20 protein-coding genes are annotated in these 20,917 nt (G+C 40.2%); 13 read left to right on the top strand and 7 right to left on the bottom strand.

The features are described from left to right. The first annotated feature begins 136 nt into the window (after window positions 1-136). From CEF17_RS11485 to cls, 6 genes are all read left to right on the top strand, one after another. On the top strand, window positions 137-1,342 hold the full coding sequence (locus CEF17_RS11485; RefSeq protein ID WP_100399648.1) for a putative glycoside hydrolase: 1,206 nt from the start codon (window positions 137-139) through the stop codon (window positions 1,340-1,342). A gap of 237 nt (window positions 1,343-1,579) precedes the next feature. Continuing rightward, window positions 1,580-2,152: a GNAT family N-acetyltransferase gene (locus CEF17_RS11480; protein WP_054634925.1), complete on the top strand. Its 573-nt coding sequence runs from the start codon at window positions 1,580-1,582 to the stop codon at window positions 2,150-2,152. Between the two features lie 120 nt (window positions 2,153-2,272). Then, the gene (locus CEF17_RS20395; protein WP_198153376.1) at window positions 2,273-2,410 is read left to right on the top strand and encodes a hypothetical protein; all 138 of its coding nucleotides are present in this window, start codon (window positions 2,273-2,275) and stop codon (window positions 2,408-2,410) included. A gap of 430 nt (window positions 2,411-2,840) precedes the next feature. Then, on the top strand, window positions 2,841-3,236 hold the full coding sequence (gene spxA / locus CEF17_RS11475; protein WP_100399647.1) for a transcriptional regulator SpxA: 396 nt from the start codon (window positions 2,841-2,843) through the stop codon (window positions 3,234-3,236). 475 nt (window positions 3,237-3,711) lie between these two features. Further along, window positions 3,712-4,383, top strand: coding sequence for an adaptor protein MecA (mecA, locus tag CEF17_RS11470; RefSeq protein ID WP_100399646.1), 672 nt, complete (start codon window positions 3,712-3,714; stop codon window positions 4,381-4,383). Window positions 4,384-4,572: 189 nt separating this feature from the next. After that, the gene (gene cls / locus CEF17_RS11465) at window positions 4,573-6,081 is read left to right on the top strand and encodes a cardiolipin synthase (protein WP_100399645.1); all 1,509 of its coding nucleotides are present in this window, start codon (window positions 4,573-4,575) and stop codon (window positions 6,079-6,081) included. 253 nt (window positions 6,082-6,334) lie between these two features. On the opposite strand, the gene splB is transcribed toward cls, so the two are convergent. Together splB and CEF17_RS11455 are read right to left on the bottom strand one after the other, a co-directional pair. Beyond that, window positions 6,335-7,363, bottom strand: a complete 1,029-nt coding sequence (gene splB, locus CEF17_RS11460) for a spore photoproduct lyase (RefSeq protein WP_100399644.1) — start codon at window positions 7,361-7,363, stop codon at window positions 6,335-6,337. A gap of 14 nt (window positions 7,364-7,377) precedes the next feature. After that, the gene (locus CEF17_RS11455) at window positions 7,378-7,620 is read right to left on the bottom strand and encodes a transcriptional regulator SplA domain-containing protein (RefSeq protein WP_100399643.1); all 243 of its coding nucleotides are present in this window, start codon (window positions 7,618-7,620) and stop codon (window positions 7,378-7,380) included. Between the two features lie 93 nt (window positions 7,621-7,713). On the opposite strand from CEF17_RS11455, the gene CEF17_RS11450 reads away from it, so the two are divergent. Beyond that, entirely contained in the window at window positions 7,714-8,928 is a 1,215-nt protein-coding gene (locus CEF17_RS11450) for a competence protein CoiA (protein WP_157843016.1), read from the top strand. 127 nt (window positions 8,929-9,055) lie between these two features. Next, window positions 9,056-10,882: an oligoendopeptidase F gene (gene pepF / locus CEF17_RS11445; protein ID WP_100399641.1), complete on the top strand. Its 1,827-nt coding sequence runs from the start codon at window positions 9,056-9,058 to the stop codon at window positions 10,880-10,882. A 496-nt stretch (window positions 10,883-11,378) separates the two neighbouring features. Here pepF and CEF17_RS11440 read toward each other — a convergent pair whose 3' ends face one another. The 4 genes from CEF17_RS11440 to CEF17_RS11425 form a co-directional block, all read right to left on the bottom strand. Then, complete coding sequence (locus CEF17_RS11440; RefSeq protein ID WP_100399640.1) at window positions 11,379-12,296, bottom strand: ClpXP adapter SpxH family protein; 918 nt, start codon at window positions 12,294-12,296, stop codon at window positions 11,379-11,381. 20 nt (window positions 12,297-12,316) lie between these two features. Continuing rightward, entirely contained in the window at window positions 12,317-12,700 is a 384-nt protein-coding gene (locus tag CEF17_RS11435) for a globin domain-containing protein (protein ID WP_100399639.1), read from the bottom strand. Between the two features lie 301 nt (window positions 12,701-13,001). Continuing rightward, a complete protein-coding gene (locus tag CEF17_RS11430) occupies window positions 13,002-13,697 on the bottom strand; it encodes a lytic transglycosylase domain-containing protein (RefSeq protein WP_198508953.1) in 696 nt (231 codons plus the stop codon). Window positions 13,698-13,785: 88 nt separating this feature from the next. After that, window positions 13,786-14,385, bottom strand: coding sequence for a CYTH domain-containing protein (locus CEF17_RS11425; protein WP_100399638.1), 600 nt, complete (start codon window positions 14,383-14,385; stop codon window positions 13,786-13,788). A 257-nt stretch (window positions 14,386-14,642) separates the two neighbouring features. Between CEF17_RS11425 and CEF17_RS11420 the strand changes: the two genes are divergently transcribed. From CEF17_RS11420 to CEF17_RS11405, 4 genes are all read left to right on the top strand, one after another. After that, window positions 14,643-15,029 (top strand): UPF0738 family protein, encoded by a 387-nt coding sequence (locus CEF17_RS11420; protein ID WP_100399637.1) that lies wholly within the window; start codon window positions 14,643-14,645, stop codon window positions 15,027-15,029. Between the two features lie 18 nt (window positions 15,030-15,047). Then, the gene (locus CEF17_RS11415; RefSeq protein WP_100399636.1) at window positions 15,048-15,668 is read left to right on the top strand and encodes a GTP diphosphokinase; all 621 of its coding nucleotides are present in this window, start codon (window positions 15,048-15,050) and stop codon (window positions 15,666-15,668) included. A 114-nt stretch (window positions 15,669-15,782) separates the two neighbouring features. Then, window positions 15,783-16,577 (top strand): NAD kinase, encoded by a 795-nt coding sequence (locus CEF17_RS11410; protein ID WP_100399635.1) that lies wholly within the window; start codon window positions 15,783-15,785, stop codon window positions 16,575-16,577. A gap of 19 nt (window positions 16,578-16,596) precedes the next feature. After that, entirely contained in the window at window positions 16,597-17,493 is an 897-nt protein-coding gene (locus CEF17_RS11405) for an RluA family pseudouridine synthase (protein ID WP_100399634.1), read from the top strand. Between the two features lie 148 nt (window positions 17,494-17,641). Here CEF17_RS11405 and prpE read toward each other — a convergent pair whose 3' ends face one another. After that, window positions 17,642-18,391, bottom strand: a complete 750-nt coding sequence (gene prpE / locus CEF17_RS11400; RefSeq protein WP_100399633.1) for a bis(5'-nucleosyl)-tetraphosphatase PrpE — start codon at window positions 18,389-18,391, stop codon at window positions 17,642-17,644. A 256-nt stretch (window positions 18,392-18,647) separates the two neighbouring features. Between prpE and CEF17_RS11395 the strand changes: the two genes are divergently transcribed. Continuing rightward, entirely contained in the window at window positions 18,648-20,717 is a 2,070-nt protein-coding gene (locus CEF17_RS11395) for a cation:proton antiporter (RefSeq protein ID WP_100399632.1), read from the top strand. The last annotated feature ends 200 nt before the right edge of the window (window positions 20,718-20,917 follow it).

The raw sequence follows: 20,917 nt of genomic DNA, 5'->3' as shown, positions 1-20,917 counted from the left end.
CTAAATCTATTGGTATGCAATCTTGAGCGTAGTATAATTTTGGAAGAAAGTATATTGAAAATGATATTTATTCCAAATATTTGTCAGGAAATTAGGAATCAGAATGTGAACTATACATAAAAGGGGCAGTGTGAAAATGAAAAAATATGCTATAGGAGCAGGGACAGCATTGTTGTCTACCGTGTTGTTTATCTCTCCTGAATCTGCAAAAGCTGAAGAAACGTCTGACGTTGGACAGCATAGTCATAAAGTATCAGAAGCAAAAGAAAGAGAATTGCCAGAAAGAATGCTGCGTTTTCGTTATGAGTCCGGTTACACCTTTGAATATCCAGATGCAGTTCGAGGGACGTTTGTAACCGGACACTCAGCAGGTGGCTCCAAGTTTAATGAACTTATTGAATTGACAAACGAAACGGAGCTAAACGCGATGGTTATTGATGTCAAGGATGATCATGGCCACCTGACATTCAGGCCAAACGAAGATTCTCCGTACATGGATATCAGCCAGGAATGGATTAATGACCCTGAGGAAATGATGGCTACCCTCGAAGAACATGAAATATATCCGATAGCTCGTGTGGTTGTTTTTAAAGATACTGTACTAGCAGAAGAAAGACCGGAATGGTCTTTCACTCAAGATGGGGAAGTATGGAAAAATAACAGAGGAGAAGCCTTTGTGAACCCGTTTGTTGAAGAAGTTTGGGATTATAACATTGACATTGCTGAAAAAGCAGCCCAGCTGGGTTTCCAGGAAATTCAGTTTGACTATGTGCGTTTTCCGGAAGGATTTGAAAACAGGTACGATGTGTTAGATTATGACCATGGAAATTACGCTGACAGTGATGATGATGTGGAAGCGAGAGTGGATGCTGTATCCGACTTTGTGGCACATGCCAGGGAGAGGCTAGGAGGCGCCTATGATGTAGATGTTTCGGTTGATGTTTTTGGTTATGCATTTACAGTGGAAAACGCTCCCGGCATTGGACAGAATATCGTTAAAATTTCAGAAAATGTAGATGTTATTTCTTCTATGATTTATCCGAGTCACTGGACTCCTCACTTTGGATTAGACAAGCCGGACTTGTACCCATACGAACTGACCGATGCCTATGCTCAAGTAGAAAATGAAGTGCTGGGACAGCTTGATGACCCACCGGTATCAAGACCTTGGATTCAGGACTTCACAGCGAGCTACCTTGGGGCCGGTAACTATATCCCTTATGGAGTAGAAGAGGTGGAAGCTCAAATCAGGGCCTTAAACGAAAATGGCATTGATGAATTCCTGCTGTGGAATGCAAGTAATAATTATACCGAAGGGGTAGATTACACTCCATTAGATTAAAACAAAAAGGATGTCTTATTCCAGTCCAATACTCGTGACAGGAATGAGGCGTCTTTTTTAATGGCTACATTAGGTTACATATAGTATTCTGTAAAAAAGACCTTAGGGAGAATAATGACTTTGGTGCAGTATGGATAAAAGGTGGAAGGGTGCGGAAACTAAAGTCAGGTGGTTCCAAAATAATCAGAATTCTCGTATAATGTAGTGGAGAAGACAAATGGAGGTTATAGTAACCATATGAATTGGTACGAAAAGCTGAACCAGTATTTCCCTATAGAAGAAATGAAGTCGAAGGAGCATATGGAGCTGCTTTTAAAAGAAAAAGGTGACATTTACCGTAAAGATGAAGGCCCTCATCATGTCATTATGTATGTGGAAACAGAAGACTTTGTCTTCATTGACTATCTATTTGTTTCGAAGAAAAGCCGGGGACAAGGCTTGGGCCATAAGCTTATAGATAAGTTGAAGAAAAAAGGAAAACCAATTATACTTGAAGTAGAGCCACTAGACTACGAAGACACAGATAGTGAAAAAAGACTTCGTTTTTATCAGCGGGAAGGGTTTAAACATGCAAAGTCGATAGGCTATAGCCGCCGTTCCTTAGCAACTAAAGAAGTGAACACGTTAGAGATTTTATATTGGTCTCCAGGGAATGAATCAGAGGAAACCATTTATGAGAAGATGAAGCACACTTATGAAAACATTCATACGTACAAGGACCAGCAGTTATATGGAGAATCCTATCAGGATGTTGATGAAGTTCTGACTTACACTGAAAAGGCATCAGAACGGAAGAAAGAAGAAGTTTAGAACTGCTCATCCTCTATGGTTTCAAGGTACCATCCTCTTTTTGTCAGAGCATGTTCTAATATTGGTTGTCAATCAAGCAAAGTGTATTCTGAACATCTCTTTCACAAGGAGGGAGAAATAATGAAAAACAAACAAAAGCTGAAACGCAAAAATAAAAGAGAGGTCCTTCGTGATATGCTGAGGAAGAATTTAAAGGATCTTAATAGACTGCCTCAGCCTGAAAGAGGCCCTGCCCAGCCAACAAAGACATCTGCCTGAACCATAATAGAAAGCCGCTATCCACTGCGGTTTTCTTTTTTATTATAGCTCTGTTAAAGTTCAATGTTTATTACTATAAGAAATTTGATTGTAGGTAAAAGCGTAAGGAGTTTTCTTTTTTCCGAGGAAGCTGTGAGATTGGTACATGCGAGCATCTTTTACTGAATATCAACCACAAAATGTAAAAAAAGCAAAGTCTTTATTATAAAAAATAAAAAAAGGTTTATTGAGAATTTAGAAAAGGTATATAAAGATTGTGCGTATCAGTAAGCTGTGAATTATGTAAGTATGTCAAAAAAAACGAATATCTTTAAAAAATGTACCCAAATTAGAATAATTATTGTATAATTATATTTGTAAAGATGAAGAACTACCGTGGAAAACTATTTAATATAATATATCGTTTCTTTGAAGGGAGAGGTTTCAACCAATGGTAACCTTGCTCACATCTCCAAGCTGCACATCATGCCGGAAGGCAAGAGCGTGGCTGGAAGAACATAATATTCCATATGAAGAGAGAAACGTATTTGCATCTCCTCTTACCGTGGATGAAGTTAAAGAAGTCGTTCGAATGACAGAAGATGGAACCGACGAAATTGTATCTAAAAGATCCAAGGTGTTCCAAGAACTAGAAGTTGAGCTTGAATCCATGCCTTTGCAGCAATTATTCGAATTAATCAGTGAACATCCAGGGTTACTGAGACGGCCGATTATTTTTGATGAAAAACGTTTGCAGGTTGGATACAATGAAGCGGAAATTCGCCGTTTTCTACCGAGAAAAGTTCGTACTTTTAACTTATTAGAAGCACAGAAAATGGTGAATTAATGTATAAAAAGAAAAAGCTTCTACTTATCAATTGTAGAAGCTTTTTCTCATTTACATACTATTTACATAAATAGAACAAAGTTTGGCAATCCTTCAAACAATGAAGCATATAGGTGAAGAAAAGTGTGTTTTTCTATACCGAAACGAGTTGAAGAAATGTTATAATATATGTAGGAAGGGAATAATTGTTGTTGTAATTATAATTTTCAAAATAATTCTTGACAATGCACGCGCTTTCCTTGAAAATAATGATTTAATAAAAGGTTTACACGACCCATTCTCTTGATTCGCTCCGCTCCCATCATAAACGAAAAACAGTAAGGGATGAGCACCAGCCTTAACAACAATTGTCTTATCGTATAAAATAATTAATATAATGAACGATAAGATTATAGATGCTTTGCACTGGGTATAGCCGTACTAAAGATATCTTGGAGAAAAGCATTCGACCTTACCTAGTAGGAGGGAGAGAATCATGGAAATCGAAAGAATTAATGACTCCACAATTAAGTTTTATATCACGTATCGTGACATTGAAGATAGAGGTTTTGACAGAGATGAAATCTGGTATAACAGAGAACGTGGAGAAGAGCTCTTTTTTGAAATGATGAATGAAGCAACGGATCATCAAGATTCATTTGAAATAGAAGGTCCCCTTTGGATCCAGATCCAGGCTCTAGAGAAAGGACTTGAAGTAGTAGTAACTAGAGGCCAGATTTCTGATGGTAATGTTAAACTGGAAATTCCTGTCACTCAGGATAAAGGTGAAGACATGCCGGTGGATGATAACATTGTTGATATGCTGGATGAACAGTTCCGTTCTTCCCAAAAGAATCGCCAATATAGTCAAAACCAGGATGAAGAACTCGAACTTGTTATTGAATTTAAGGATTTAGAGGATTTGATATCACTAAGTCAATCCTTTGATGCATCGTACGTGAAAAATGAAGTATACCACTTCCAAGGCTCCTATTACTTGTATCTTCTCTTTGATAATCACTACACAGAAGATGAACAGGATGATATGCTAAGCCGGGTGCTCGAATATGGAGAAGAGTCTGATGTGTCGATATACCGTATTAGAGAGTATGGTAAGACTATTGTAGAAGAAAACGGTTTGCAGGTTATAAAAGATAACTTTTCATAATCAAGAGAAATCGTGCCTTTTTAAAGCCGGTTCCATTAAGGAACCGGCTTTTTTTGCGCGTTCCTGAAAGAGAGCAAGAGAGACTTTGCTTTTGAACAGCATATAAATAGGGAATGAGGAAGAAAAGGAAGTGGAAAGAAGTATATATCTCATACATAAAATAACAGCTTAGGAATTGGAGAAATGGCCATGAAAAACCGTTTTAATATTGTCGTCTTTTTATTACTATTGGTTACTGTTTTTTATATAAGCCGGGACTTATGGGATGGCTGGATTGTAGGAGCCATCACCCTTCTTTTTACTTTGTCAGTCATTTTTATAGCGATTGTTATTTTTCTGGAGAACAGAAATCCAACGAAGACATTGACCTGGCTGATCGTCTTAGGTGTGTTCCCTGTTGTCGGGTTTATTTTTTATTTACTGTTTGGGCAAAATCATCGCAAAAACAAAAACTTAACGAAACAAGCAGCCCTTCAAGAGCAGGCATTTGAAAAAATAGAACAAAGCCGCTATTTAGATGAAGGGGAAATTAGAAAAATGGGAAGGCAGGAACAGTTATTTCGTCTGGCTCATCGAATAGGAAATAATCCAATAAATTTCAATACAAATACGAAAGTGCTGACTGACGGAAAAGAAACCTTCACTCACATTACCCAAACATTAAAAATGGCTAAAGATCACATTCATTTAGTGTATTATATTGTAAGAGATGACAAGCTGGGCCAGGAGATCAAGGAGATACTTATCCAGAAAGCCGAAGAAGGGGTAAAGGTTCGTTTTTTGTTTGATGCAGTTGGCTGCTGGAAGCTGTCAAAAAAGTATATTAAAGAGTTAAAAAATGCAGGAGTAGAAATGGTTCCTTTTGCTCCTGTCAGACTCCCTCTGATCACACATCAAGTAAATTACCGTAACCACAGGAAAATTATCATTATTGACGGTCAGCTTGCATATGTCGGGGGGCTCAATATTGGGGATGAATATATGGGAAGGAATAAGTACTTTGGGATCTGGCGGGATACCCATTTAATGGTGCAAGGAGAAGCGGTCCGAACTCTTCAATTAATATTTCTGCGGGATTGGTACTATTCGACAGGCAAAGCGCTTTTAGAACCGCAGTACCTGTCACCGGCTCTTCCAGAGGGAAAACAAGATGGTGGCGTGCAAATGATCGCAAGCGGTCCGGATACAAAGTGGGAAGTCATTAAAAAACTGTTTTTTTCTATGATTACCTCTGCAAAAAAATCAATTTGGATTGCTTCCCCTTACTTTATCCCTGATGATGATATCTTGTCTGCATTAAAGATTGCTGCATTGAGCGGAATTGATGTCAGGTTGTTAATGCCTGCAAAACCAGATAAAAGGATTGTATTTTATGCATCGCGTTCTTATTTTCCTGAACTAATGGACGCAGGGGTGAAAATTTATGAATACGATCGTGGCTTTATGCACAGTAAAATTATGATTGTCGATCATGAGATTGCCTCTTTAGGCACAGCAAATATGGACATGAGAAGCTTTCATTTAAATTTTGAAGTAAATGCCTTCCTTTACCGGACAAAAAGTGTAACCACTCTGGTTGGAGATTATATTTATGACTTGGAGCATTCCACACGGATCATGCTGCCAGAGTTTCAAAAGAGGCCACTTGTGACAAGAGTCGTAGAATCAACGTCCAGGCTTCTTTCTCCTTTATTATAGGACTCTGTTATAGGCGAATAGCCTTTTATAAGTCATTTCTTTGTAAAAGAAAGCGCGAGAGCTTCGGAAGTAGTAGGAGCCGAAGGTCCCGCAAAGTGTTTTTCGAGGAAGTTGAGGTCATGCCTAAGCTAGAAGACATCGTGAATGACAATGTAAAAAAATGAATGGATATTACACTTGTACGTTAGGTGCAAGTAAGCACCTTTTAAGGAAAATCAACTACTAAAGGCAGCAAAGCTAAAAAAGAGCGCGTTTACGTGAAATACTCTATCTTTGCTGCAGGGAAATACTCAGAGAGGTGTTTGGAAAAGAATTCTTTTATTTTTTCTTGTTCATCTGTCTGATACACATATTTACCTATCCCGTATCGTCCCCATTTATACTTTCTTTTTTCTTCTTCTAATTCTAGCTTGGTCATCGGATAATTTTGTTCAATGACTCGCTTTGCCGGCTTCGTAAACCGATGCTGTATTAATTCAAAGGTAAGATCATCCGCGGCGGAAGGAGGTAATGTTTCACTTAGGTGTTGAAGCATTCCAAGGTATCCATCTTCCCATCCTTCATGGATGTAAATAGGTGCTATGATAAAGCCAAGAGGGAAGCCAGCCTTTGCTACCTTTGCGGCCGCTTCAATTCGTAAGTCTAATGGTGAGGTGCCTGGTTCAAAGTTTTTAATGACAAAAGGAGCATTAATGCTGAATCGAAATCTTGTCCGGCCGTTATGATTGGCATCAAGAAGATGATCGACATGATGGAATTTGGTCACAAATCGAAGCAGGGCATGTTCTGATTGCCCAATATGCTCTATTGTCTTTTTAAGCGTGTGTGTAAGGTGGTCGATTCCGACGATATCAGATGTACAGGAAGCCTCAAACCTGGTTATTTCCGGGGCTCTTTCTTCTACATACTTATCTGCTGCTTCAAAAATTTCTTCTATGTTAACATAGGTACGAATATAAGGTTTGCTTCCCATTGTTGTTTGAAGATAACAATAATGACAATGTCCCATACAGCCAGTGGCTAAGGGAATAGCATACTCAGCAGAGGGCTTGGATGAATCAAAGGATAGAGTTTTTCGGACACCTACAACCAAGGTTGATTTGGCTTTGCGGTACTTTTGTAAGTGAGTATCTCCTGGCAGGTTTCTAACTTGGTTATGAGAGGTTGTTTGCCGAATTTCTACTCCTTCCTTTTCAAATTTGGCTTTTAATTCCCTGCCAAGTGGGTATTCTAAGGCTCTTGGCTCAATGTATACAAGCTGGGGATAAAAAGGTTTCATCATCCATCCTCTCCTTTTTACATTTCACTTTGTTCGTTGTCTTCGAAATAATAATTGTACATCTTTACTGCTTCTTCATACGTTGTATATATTGCATAATCATCCTGAAGAGGATAGTGGGTATCCAGTAGAAATAATGACAGCTCTTCATTGTTTTCCGGGCTTTCAGTAATGACTGCTTCCTGAATGGTTGCTACATTTTGAGTGTGAGGGTTGCGGTAAATAACATAAGCTTTGTCCCCATTATTAAATTGATGCATCGAGATTCTCCTTTCGTAAACCATACCAACTTAATCTACAGAGCAGGAATTCCTCTTCCTTCTGGTGAAATGAATATTCATTGGAGGTGTTTTATGTTCGTAGCTAAAAAAAGTAATGGCTCTACCATTTCCTTGTTACATTCTTATCAAAGAGAAGAAGCCCAAAATGCCAGCTTGCTGTTTTGTCCTTCATGCAGCAGTGAGGTTATTTTAAAAAAAGGGTCCAAACGCCAGTGGCATTTTGCCCATAAAATTTCTTCGTTATGCTCTTCTCAAAACGAACCCGAAACAGAAGAGCATCTTGCAGGAAAACAACGCCTATATTATTGGCTGAAAAAGCAAGGTTTACCCGTATTTCTAGAACATACTCTCCCCGTTACAAAAAGACGAGCTGATCTTTATCTTCCCCTTTCCCCGCGTCCCGTAGCAATTGAATTCCAATGCGCTTCTATGACAGACGAGGAATGCTTAAACCGTACAAGGGATTATCTAAAAGAGGGAGTGTGGCCTCTATGGATATTTTCCCTGCAGCGATTCCGGTCCCGGCACCCAATGAGCCTCGAAGGAATGACCTCTCTCTACTCATTTGAATGGATCCCCTTAAGAGAAAGCGTCTCACTTTCTCATCGTTTTCTTATTTACTATTCCCCTGCTCAGCAGCGCTTTCATTTTTTGTTCCCTCTTACTAGCCTTTCCTCACGCCGTACCTTTTATCAGCAGACCTTACTCCATGAAACAGACCTTTCATTTTCCCAGTTGTTTAATCCGCCCGTTCCAACAGAGCCCCCGACCATATTATTTTCTGCCTGGATGAAAGTGAAAAAACAATGGAGATATGGTCGTAAGAATAATCGCGAAGGAATAGTCTATAACGAAGTGAATAAATTATTTGCTTCTCATTATAGAGACAGCAGCTTGTTTTCTGCGGAAGCGGGCTGGCCAATAGTAAACAAGGAGGAATTAATAACCAAACCTTTGTGGTGGCAGAGCTGGCTCCTTTTTTTTCTAAGCACATGTGTAAAAGAAGGGAGGACGATAAAGGAAAAGACTCTTTGGCAGGAGTTCAATGGACGAATGGAGGAGAATGGATTTCAAAAACGAGTGATGCCCTTATTGACCAGACATGATGAATACTTATATATCTACATTAGGTTTATAGAAAAAGCAGGGCTGGTAGAGGAGGTGGAAAAAGGGGTTTGGAAGCAGAAACGTTCTTTGTACCTTCCATCATCTCTGGATGAAGGATATTTTTTAGACGTAAAGATATCGAAAGCATTTTTTTCATTTATTAGGAAGGATCTGAAATGATAATTAAGGTAACATAGCTTTCTTTTTTAAAGGGAAGGATTATAAGGAATAGACATTTTTGTTGGAGAAACTTTTCATCATTCGTTAAAATTGGAAACAGAATATATATTGCGTGGGAGGATGCTAAATGAGTGAAGAGAAGAAGAACAATAGCTTACCGAAACGGGAAGATCTTCCAATTGATACAACATGGAACCTAGAAGACATTTTTTCCACCGATGAAGAGTGGGAAAAAGAATTTAATCATATAAAAGAGTTGCTGCCTGACTTGCAAGAGTACAAAGGAAAAACGGGAGAATCTGCAGAACAGTTATACGGATTGTTAGCCCTTCAGGATAAAATTGCTGAAAAGCTGGGACGTTTATATACATACGCTCATATGCGTAGCGATGAAGATACAGGGAATTCCTATTATCAAGGCTTAAACGAAAGAGCATCAAGCCTTGCATCCCAAGCAGGGCAGGCTATGGCTTTTATTGTCCCTGAGATTCTTAACGTACCGGAGGATAAAATCAATAATTTTCTTGAAGAGAAAAAGGAATTGCAAGTATACGCTCACGCACTGGATGAGATCAATAAAAACCGTCCTCACGTATTAAATGAGTCAGAAGAGTCTATTTTGGCTCAAGCGTCAGAAGTAACTTCCGCACCAGGGAATACCTTTGGCATGTTAAACAATGCTGATTTGAAATTCCCTTCCATTGATGATGAAAACGGGGAAGAAACCCAAGTCACACATGGGCGGCTTCTGACGTTTTATGAAAGCGAAAACCGCCGTGTAAGAAAAGATGCGTTTAAAGCGGTTTATGAGACGTATGGAAAGTATAAAAATACATTTGCCAGCACGTTAAGCGGACAAGTAAAAAGAAATTTATTTTATGCTAACGTCCGTAATTATGAGTCTGCACGCCAGGCGGCGTTAAGTAATAATAACATTCCAGAGGTGGTCTATGACCAGCTGGTTGACACAGTAAACGAACATCTCCACCTCCTTCACAGGTACGTAAGCCTACGGAAGAAAGTGTTACAGCTTGATGAGATACACAATTATGATTTATACACCCCGCTTGTAAAGGGAGTAGATATGAAAATCAGCTACGAAGAGGCAAAGGAGCATGTTGTAAACGGTGTTCAGCCTCTAGGGGAAGAGTATGTGAGTAAGATAAAAGAAGGCTTTGAAAACCGCTGGATTGATGTGTATGAAAATGAAGGGAAAAGAAGCGGAGCATATTCTTCCGGAGCGTATGGAACGATGCCTTATATTTTGATGAACTGGCAGGATAACGTAAATAACATGTTTACTCTTGCACATGAATTAGGTCACTCTTTGCACAGCTATTACAGCAGAGAAAACCAGCCGTTCATTTACTCTGATTACACCATTTTTGTGGCCGAGGTCGCTTCTACATTAAATGAAGCCCTTCTTAATGATTACCTTCTGAAGACAATTGATGACAAGGATAAAAAGCTTTACTTGTTAAACCATTTCCTTGAAGGGTTCAGAGGAACAGTCTTTCGCCAGACTATGTTTGCTGAATTTGAACAAATTATTCATGAGAAAGGGAAAAATGGTGAACCTCTTACCCCGGATTTGCTGAATGAGACTTATTATAAGTTAAACGAAAAGTATTTTGGAGAAGATATAACTTTGGATGAGGAAATAGGACTCGAATGGGCCAGAATCCCTCATTTCTATATGAATTTTTATGTGTATCAATATGCAACTGGCTATAGTGCAGCGACAGCTTTATCTAAACAAATTTTAGAAGAAGGAGAGCCAGCAGTAGAAAGGTATCTGGAATTTTTAAAATCGGGCAGCTCAGATTATCCTATTGAAGTATTGAAAAAAGCGGGAGTCGATATGACGTCCTCTGAACCTATCAAAGAAGCGATGAGTGTGTTTGAGGACACATTAAATGAAATGGAAAAGCTTTTAGAGATGAAAGAAAAATAAGCCATGATAAAAGGCACAGCCCGAGCTGTGCCTTTTTATGATATCCCCTTAAATTTATTGCGCTCATTTAAACAGTGGACGGTAAAAAGAATAGAAAAAAATAAAGCAAGGCTGCCTGCAGCAACAGGGATAAAATGCATTACCCCCAGTATAAATAAGAAAAAGCTCAATATAATTAGAATGATTCCTACACCAAATGCCAGCACTTTGTCCTCCCCTTTGCCATGACATTCATTCTTGAATATATGTCCATGACTGAAAGGCTATTCCTTTTTGAAAAGTGAAAAACATTAGATTGCACCATAAGGCATGTTGGCTTAATTGTTAATAAATAATAAATTACCAGGTGAAATTTTGTAGATTTCAGTGAAAAACCACAGTTCAAGGTCCTGCAGCAGCGGGCTTTACAAGCTGAAACGCTGCTCGCGGAATAAAAGATACTGTAAATGGCAAATGAAGTAACGCTGTAAGCAAATGTTGTACTTTGCCTCAAAGCTTAAGAGGACAAATATTTCCAAAAGGTTCCGTACTTTACTGGCACCCGCTCCACTTTTCGTTTCAACATCAATTTCTTCAAACAGGATTCAGCCTCTTTGAGAGAAAGATCATAAACAACAGCAACTTCTTTGCTTGCAACGAATTGAAACTTTTTTAAGAAATCCTCCAGAGGAAGTTTGTCTGCCCTTTTGGGCGTAAAGCCCAGCATTTCAGTGAGAATATCAACATATACTTCGTATGGATAGGAGCCAGGTACCTTCAGGCCGGCTTCTTCAATTTTTTCATTAAAGAATACAAAGGTGGGAGCCCGGTCTACTTCCATTTCTCTTGTCGTTTTAATATCACACTGAAGCGCCTTGATGGCACAGGTTGAATGAAAGTCAGATTGAAAGCTGTTTTCGTCCAGTCCTGTTGCTCTGGCGATCTCATAAAGAACCTTTTCGTCAGCCACATTTTGTTTTTCTAGAAAAAGTTTTTCCCTCAGTTTGCGACTAAAAGTGGCAGCTTTTGTTCTTCCTTGCATCTCGGCAGCTTTAATGGCAAGTGAAGGGACATAAGAGGAGACAAGAGGATTTTCCAGCCAGACATCCCCGTCACAGGACATCCCTGTTCTTGCTGCCGTTTCTTCAAACCTTAAAGCTAAATTCTTAGGATTTTTCTTGTGTTTGGAATCATAAGAATCCCGCGACTCGAGCTGACTTGCAATGAAAAAACGAATAGAAAAATAACTGCCGAATTCAATGATGAATTTCTTTAGAGTGGGTTCAAAGGCCCAACATTCTGGACAAAGAGGGTCTGTAAAGACGTATAATTCTATTTTCTTTTTTGGAGTTCTCAGCGCTTCAGCTTCTTCGGCAGAAATTCCGCATATGCCAAGCCAATCATCACATTGAACCTGTTTCTCCTCTTTTTTCAATGGTCCACACTCCTTTCTGTCTATTCTTCAGGTGTATTGACCATATGGTGTGCAGTAAAAGTTAATCGATCAAAAATGTGTTCACGCAACGGGCCTTCCAAACCAACTTCATCCATAGCCAATTTCATACAGGAAAGCCATGCCGACGCACGAGAGGGTGTAATAGGAAATGGAATGTGCCTTGCCCGCAGCCTTGGATGTCCATGCTCTTCGGTGTATAAAGGCGGCCCGCCAAGAAACTGGGTTAAAAATTGTTTTTGTTTTCTGGCTGTTTCTGTTAAATCCTCAGGAAAGATAGGGGACAGCTCAGGGTGATTCTTCACATGTATATAAAAAGTATCAACAAGACGGCTTAATGTTTCTTGGCCGCCGATTCCTTCAAATGGGCTTTGTTCTTCTTTCATAGGTTTTCTCCTTTTACGGTTTCCATACTTGTTGTTCTTCCACAATCGTTCTCACTTAAGATAGCGGGAAGGAATATAGATTGCAAGAAAAAAGCTCTGTAAAAGTAAATGATATGATTGAAAGGTATATGAAAAATGACAAATCATTTACAATTTTATTGTAGCAATGCATCTTCATATCAGCAAATATAACGAACTTGTGCTGTACGGTTAAAATAACGGTCTGAACGAGAGAGGAGCAAAGGAGGAAGACAAAAAAGCAGATCCAGTTACAAGCTGGATCTGCTTACATATCATTTTATTAAGCTAACGAGTGAAAGGTGTTCATAACTTTAGGCACGTATGCCTGCGTTTCTTTAAAAGGAGGAATACCATTATAGCGGTCTACATTCCCCGGACCTGCATTATAAGCTGCAAGTGCCAGGCGGGTATTGCCATTATAGCGGTTCAGCATATCTTTTAAATACCTTGCACCCCCGTCAATATTTTGTTTAGGGTCATATGGATCATTTACTTTCAGCCACTTTGCTGTGCCCGGCATTAACTGCATTAAACCCTGTGCTCCTGCATGACTTTTGGCGTTAGGATTGAAGTTTGATTCATGCTTTATAACCGAATAAATTAGGCGGGGATCCAGATTATAACGTTCGGCAGCCTCTTCAATTAATTGATTGTAGTTTGAAGAAGCAGAGAGTGATTTCTTCTCTGAAGATGACGAGCCCTGAGAAACCTCTGCAGGTGGTGAAGTTTTACTTTTTGATGCAAGCTTCATTGCAGCTTCATGAAAACGCTCAGCTGCTGCAGGTGTTAAAAACAGCGAACGGTCAGCTAACCCTTCCTTTACAGAGCTGGCTTCTGAAAACGAAGAAGGTATTGCTTCTGTCAGGTTTTGTATGTGGGCGTCAAATGCTGTATGGAAAGCTGGATCTTTTATTGACTTCTGCCGGCCTGCTGACCCATCAAAAAACATGGAACCTGAAATAAATGAAATATTCATTACTTTCACCTCGTTAAAGTATACATAAGAGCAAATGCATGGGACGGAACAAAGAAAAGGATTCGGAGAAATGAACCTAAATGAAAAGCTACTCCGTTTTCTTTGTTAATTCGCTTTTTCTATTAAAAAACCTTTGTATTTTGTTTGGTGTTTCCCTTTTAGGGATGTCATATTTATCTAAGATGGCCATCAGTACCTTGTCGACATGGTCTCTACTCGTTCCTTCAAATTCCAGTTCATAATCATCCTTATCCAAATAAGTGCTGTGGTCAAATACAAGCTCTCCCTTTTGATAAGGAAGCTCTAGACGGTATGTAGTCAGTGTGCCAAGGTTGTTTACTTTTTTTATATCGGTTAAGGAAAGAGAAAGGTTTAATTGTTTTTCAACTTCTCCTTCGGGGATATGTCCCGTTTGAATTGCTCTTTCGGCTTCTTTTTCGGTTAACAGCTGATTTGTTTCCAGAAGTTCATCTTTGTGGGGTTCTTTAAGAGTCAACATCCATTGATTGTTCTTCTCCCTGATGCGAAGAGCCGCTTTTTTCCCTTTTATTTGAAAATCTTCTGTGTCAAAATAGGTGTTGCGTTGACGTGTGAATTGATCATAAGAAAGGTTCCATTCCTTCATCAAGCGTTCAAACTCATCTTTGGTAACCAGATTCTTTCCTTCAATTTCAATATCTTGACCCATAGTTTCTCTCCTTTTATTTATGCTGAAAAATAATTACTTGAATATAAGATAACATGTCTTCAGGATGGGACCAAAAAGAGGCTCGATAGAAGCTGTTCTTTAAAATGCTGCCTCCGACTGAATATTGTTGAATGATACTGGCTTGTGACAGCCTTCTGTTAGAGTTGAAAAGGCGTGGTGTGGTAAAATAGAAAGAGAATACAGGATTGTTCAGGCTTAGTCCTGCACTAGTGATAGAAATATAATGAGGTGAAACCATGCAGCAGCACGTACTTACCATAACGCAAGTGAAAATTGAAGAAAATGAACTATTACTTACTCCTATAGAAGAGTGGCCAAAGGATGAGTGGTTAAAACTGAAAGACGGAGAAAGAATGCTTGCAGACTCTGATGCCTTGGCTTTGGTTTATATCTTGGAGCTTGACGGTCAGTTTGTCCAGCTTCGTTTTCCAAAGCATACGTGGCCCCAATTACATGAGGGCTATCAAAAAGGACTTCCGGCTGTTTTGGAAGGACCAGAAAATATTACACTGGAAAAGTTCAAAGAAGAATTGGAATATCTTCTTGATAACATCGAAGGTAATGGGAACTACGGAGAGGATATGGTGGCGGCCTTTGAAAACGCCTTTCAATTAAATAAGTAAGAAGAAGCAGGTGGTCAAATGAGCAACTGGGAAGTCTTTTTGTCTCCTTATAAGCAGGCTGTGGAAGAGCTTAAAGTAAAGCTAAAAGGTTTGAGAGAACAGTATCAAAGGTCTTCTCAGCACACGCCTATAGAATTTGTTACTGCGCGGGTGAAGCCAATCACCAGCATCCTTGATAAAGCAAAAAGAAAAAATATGTCTCTGGATCGCCTGGAAGAAATGCAGGATATCGCCGGTGTAAGAATTGTCTGCCAGTTCGTTACCGATATTGACACGATTGTCGCGCTTGTTCACGCGCGAAAGGATTTTAAAGTAATTGAAGAAAGAGATTATATTAAAGAAAAGAAAGAAAGCGGGTATCGCTCTTATCACATGGTGGTAAACTACCCTGTCCATACTATTGAAGGACAAAAGGATGTCATGGTGGAAATTCAAGTGAGAACGATGGCTATGAATTTTTGGGCCACCATAGAACATTCATTAAATTACAAATACAGCGGGGAGATCCCTGAAGACATTAAGAGACGTCTTCAGCGAGCGGCTGAAGCGGCTTTCCAGCTCGATGAAGAGATGTCCAAAATTCAGGGGGAAGTCCGTGAAGCTCAACAAATATTATCTCAACAGCGCGGGTCTACATAATTTAAATACACCATACAAATATCAGCACAGGATATAAAGGACTAATAGGAACCAAAGATAAAATACCAGGATTCAGTTTCTGGTTTATTAAAGGAAGGACAGGGGACGGGTAACATGAGATACACGGTAACCTCCAGGGGGGATGAAACATCAAACGCCCTCCAGCAAAGAGTAAAAAGTTATTTGAATGATTTTGGCCTTGTATATGATGAAGAGAATCCGGAAATTGTTATTTCTGTTGGCGGTGATGGAACCCTTCTTCACGCTTTTCATCACTATAAAGATAAGCTGGATGAAATGTGTTTTGTCGGAGTCCATACCGGTCATTTAGGATTTTATGCTGACTGGAAGCCGGAGGAAGTGGAAAAGCTTGTCATCCATATTGCAAAGACTCCGTTTCAGATTGTGGAATACCCTTTACTTGAGGTTGTTGTGAGACATTATAATCAGCCCCAATCTGACCGCTATCTTGCGATTAATGAATGTACAGTCCAAACCATGGAAGGGTCTTTAGTATGCGACGTGGATATTAAAGGGGAAAATTTTGAAACCTTTCGCGGGGATGGCCTTTGTATTTCAACTCCATCTGGAAGCACAGCCTATAATAAAGCACTAGGAGGAGCGATCTTGCATCCTTCCCTTGCTTCGATGCAAGTAGCAGAGATGGCGTCGATCAATAACCGGGTATACCGTACTGTAGGCTCTCCTCTGGTACTGCCGCAGCACCATACCTGCTTGTTACGCCCATTGAACGATGTAGATTTGCAGCTGACAATTGATCATACAACCTTAGTAGATAACAAAGTCAAATCCATTCAATGCCGGGTAGCTGAAGAGAAAGTTCGCTTTGCTCGTTTCAGGCCATTTCCTTTCTGGAAAAGAGTTAAGGAATCATTCATTGGCGACTAACATAAAAGTGGTGAGGTAAATGAATTCGCCTAAAGCTATATGGAGAGTGCCTTCTACCTTTGAAGAAGGCACTCTCCGTTCCTTTTTAAGACATGAGATCGGCATGTCAGGGCGTACATTGAAAGCGATAAAAAAAGAAGGGAATCTGCTTGTTAACGGAAGAGAGGAAACAGTTCGGGCTTTTTTAAACCCGGAAGATACTGTTACGGTGTACTTCCCTTTGGAGAAACCTTCCGCAGAACTTGAACCCTTTTTCTTTCCACTTTCTATTTTGTACGAGGACGAACATCTTCTCATTGTTGACAAGCCTGCGGGGATGGCAACGATCCCGGGGAGAGGAGAGAGAGGCTGCTCTCTTGCTGAAGCTGTCATTCATTATTACAAAGAACAAAAGATTCCATCGGCCTTTCATGCCGTAAATCGTTTAGACAGAGATACAAGCGGAATTGTAACGTTAGCAAAGCATCAATATATTCATGAGAGGCTTTCTTTTTTTCAAAAGGAAGGATGGTCAGTGAGAGAGTATACTGCCGTGGCTGAAGGCAGGGTTATTCCGAAAAAAGGGCAGATCATTGCACCTATTGGACGCAGGGAAGGAAGCATGATTGAAAGAACAGTAATCAGCACTGGTGATTATGCAGAAAGCTCGTATAAGGTCATAAAGGAAAAAGGCAGCGCCAGCATGATTGAGCTTACGTTAGAGACAGGTCGAACCCACCAAATTAGGGTGCATATGTCTCATATCGGTCACCCTCTTGCTGGTGATGACCTGTACGGAGGTTCTCAACGTTATATTCGGCGCCAGGCACTTCACTCGGGTTATTATTCAACGATTCATCCAATATCTTTTCAAAAAATAAACGTTCATGCACCACTTCCTCATGACATTGTCCAGGCATGGAAAGCCATTGACTAACAAAACAGGCTGCAAAGTACAGCCTGTTTTTTTAATACTGGAAATTGCAGAAGAGGAGGAAAGAGGATTAAAAACGCACAATTATGGTCCATTCTCAAGGATTATGGGCTTTCATCCATACTATGAACAGGGGACTGACTTCAACCCTTTAGAGTTCATTTTCTTCGAATTCTCGGAACTTCTCCTGTACAAATGGCATGGTGGAAGGGACAGAGATGAGTTCTTTCTCTGGGTACTTAAAGGCTGTTAAGGCCCCTCCAAATACGCAGCCTGTGTCTATATTGATCGTTCGGTTCAACATTCGGGGTTTTATAACCGGAGTGTGTCCGTAAACGATCCAGGAATTTCCATTATACTTTTTTGCCCAATCTCTTCTCACTGGAGATCCATTCGGTTCTTTTTCCCCGGTAATATCACCGTATAAGACGAAGGTTTTTACCTTCTTATCATGACGCCCAATATAATCTTCACGGATTCCAGCATGGGCGGCTACAATGTTTCCCTCGTCCAGCTCATGATAAAGAGGAGAGCCTTCAAAAAGCTTCATAAAGCGGGCACGAACCTTTTTGTACGTTCTGCGGTCAAGGTTCTCTAATTCTTCAACCGTTGTTTCTAGACCGTGGCTGATCACTATATTCCTTCCTAAAAAGTACCGGTACAGCTTATCACAGTGATTGCCAGGGACATAATAAGCGATATTATTTTCAGTAAGAGAAAAAACAAGCTCTATGACACCAACTGAATCAGGTCCCCGGTCTGTCAGGTCACCGATAAATACGAGTTTCCTGTTATCAGGGTGAGTCCACTTCCCATCAATGTACTTATAGTTCAACGTCGAAAGCATTTCTTTTAATTCATGAAGACATCCATGGATATCGCCTATAAAATCCAATTTCATATCGTTTTTCCTCCTCCAGAATAATTTAAGCGTTTTCCTCTTACAATGGTATAAAAAGGCTTTATATATCACGCATTTTGCATTGACGGCAAGAAACCAATAATGTGATAATGTTATCTTTGCAGAGGTAGTCGTCAGCCATACCTACTAGAAGGCGGGCGCTGCCGTTGTAATGAGATTGACCCATTCCCTATTTAAACAGAACAAAAACATGATGGGATTAGCGGGAAAAAATGTTTTATAAAGGAGATGGAACATGTATACAGCTATTGGCGATCCGGTTTTAATTTTCGCTCTAGCTATGGTGACGTTTTTGCTTGCTCCAATGCTGATGCACAAATTAAGAACTCCCGGCCTGATTGGCCTTATACTTGCCGGTGTAATCATCGGCCCTAATGGTCTCGGCCTTATTGAAAGAGACAATACAATTGTTTTACTCGGTACAGTTGGACTATTATATATCATTTTTATTGCGGGGCTGGAGATTGACCTGGAAGGATTTCAGAAATATCGGAGGGACAGTGTTATTTACGGGTCATTTTCCTTTGCTATCCCATTTTTTCTAGGCTTAGTCCTGGCACTGGTATTGGGTTATTCACTAACAGCTTCTGTCCTGCTTGGATCTATTCTTGGTTCTCATACATTGCTTGCCTATCCGATAGCCAGCCGGCTGGGAATAACAAAAAATAGAGCTATAACCACGACGGTGGGTGGAGTGGTTATAACAGATACAGGAGCTATGCTTGTTCTTGCTATTATTGCAGCAATGACACAAGGACAGATTAATGCTGCTTTTTGGATGGTTCTGTTCGTATCAATTATTCTCTATGTCACTCTTGTTTTTCTTATTTTGCCCTTTTTATCTAAAATATTTTTTAGAAAAACAAGTCATGAAGGATCAAGAGAATACATTTTTGTGATGACAATGTTGTTTGCCAGCGCAGCAGGGGCGACATTTGCCGGGCTGGAACCCATTATTGGGGCGTTCCTGGCAGGTCTGGCTTTAAACAGGTACATCTTAGAGCATGGTCCGTTAATGAATCGAATCAAATTTGTGGGAAATGCGCTATTTATTCCATTTTTCCTGTTAAGTGTGGGTATGTTGATGGATGTCCGCCTATTTATAGAGTCGCCAGAGTCCTGGGCTCTTGCCGGCGGGATGATTTTACTCCTTCCTATAGGGAAATGGCTCGCTGTCTATTTTTCCTCTAAATTATTTCATTTTAATAAAACCGAGGAAAAAGTAATGTTTGGGCTTTCCGTGCCACAGGCAGCGGCCACTCTTGCGGCTACTCTTGTCGGGTACGATCTGGGCCTGTTTGACCAGACGACCGTAAACGGTGTAATCTTTATGATTCTTATTACTTGTATGATTGGCCCATATGTAGTGGAAAAATACGGCAGGCAAATGGCTTTAAACGAGGAAGTAAGCTTTTCACGTACGAAGCAGGATGCCGGAAGAGTGCTCATACCACTTTCCCAAACCACCACAACCACCACAGATGCACTGCTCGATCTTGCCTTTTTATTAAGGACGCAGCATTCCACAGAGCACGTATATGCGTTACATGTGGTCCAGGATCAGGGGAAACCAGATGCAAAACGGCTCGCTGAAGCAGAGAAAATGCTTGGTCACGCCATTGTTTACGGGGCAGCAGCTGAGGTGCCTGTTCAAATTTTGACCCCAGTTGATGCCAATGTAGCTGCCGGTATTGAACGGGCTTCACAAGAGAAAAGTATAGATACGATTCTTCTTGAGTGGAAGGCTGAAACGTCTACGGAATCAAAAATGTTTGGCCGAAAACTTGACCAGATTCTAGACCTTACTCAGCAGCACCTGATTGTTTCCAAGTTTGCCCATCCAATTAATACAGTAAATAAGCTGGTACTCCTCTTTCCTCCTGGTAGTGACCATCAAAGCGGCTTTATGGAATCAGTAATTACTATTAAGAGATTGGCAGCTCAACTAAGTGCTCAGATAGAAGTAATTGTCGTGAAAGATAAGAAAAAGCGGTTCGAGGGAATTATCAGTGGAGCTGAACCGCAAGTTACCTTTGAGATAGAAGAAGCTGATTCATGGGAAGAGGTTCTGGAGGGTCCCCTTCAGAAAACAAAGAAAGATACCCTTGTTATTTTAATCAGCGGAAGAAGAGGAACAAGTGCGTGGAGTCCTGTATTGGAGGATCTCCCCCAGCATCTGGCAACTCTTCCGCCCGAAAGCTTTATGGTGATGTTCCCACCGATAGATCAAGAGGTGGACGAAAGAGGGGCAAGAGGAACAGAAATACCAAAAACAGTGATGAGAAGAAGCGATTACGAAGATTAAAGGGCTGGGAACAGCCCTTTTTCTTTCTTTTTTTACAATCAGAGTGGCCCTTTGAGGGTAGCGCCGGTTACCATCTTTTTAAAAAGGAGAACTGAATCAATAGAAGGCCTATCCTTATATAAGGTTCGGGTCTATTTCCTTGTCTATTATTCGAAGGAGCGAAAGGAGGCGACTCCTGCGGGAAAAGCAACAGCTGAAGA

The organism is Bacillus sp. FJAT-44742, from assembly GCF_002797315.1.
Classification (GTDB): Bacteria; Bacillota; Bacilli; order Bacillales; family Marinococcaceae; genus Thalassorhabdus; species Thalassorhabdus alkalitolerans.
This window is presented reverse-complemented; position numbering and strand designations above follow the sequence as displayed.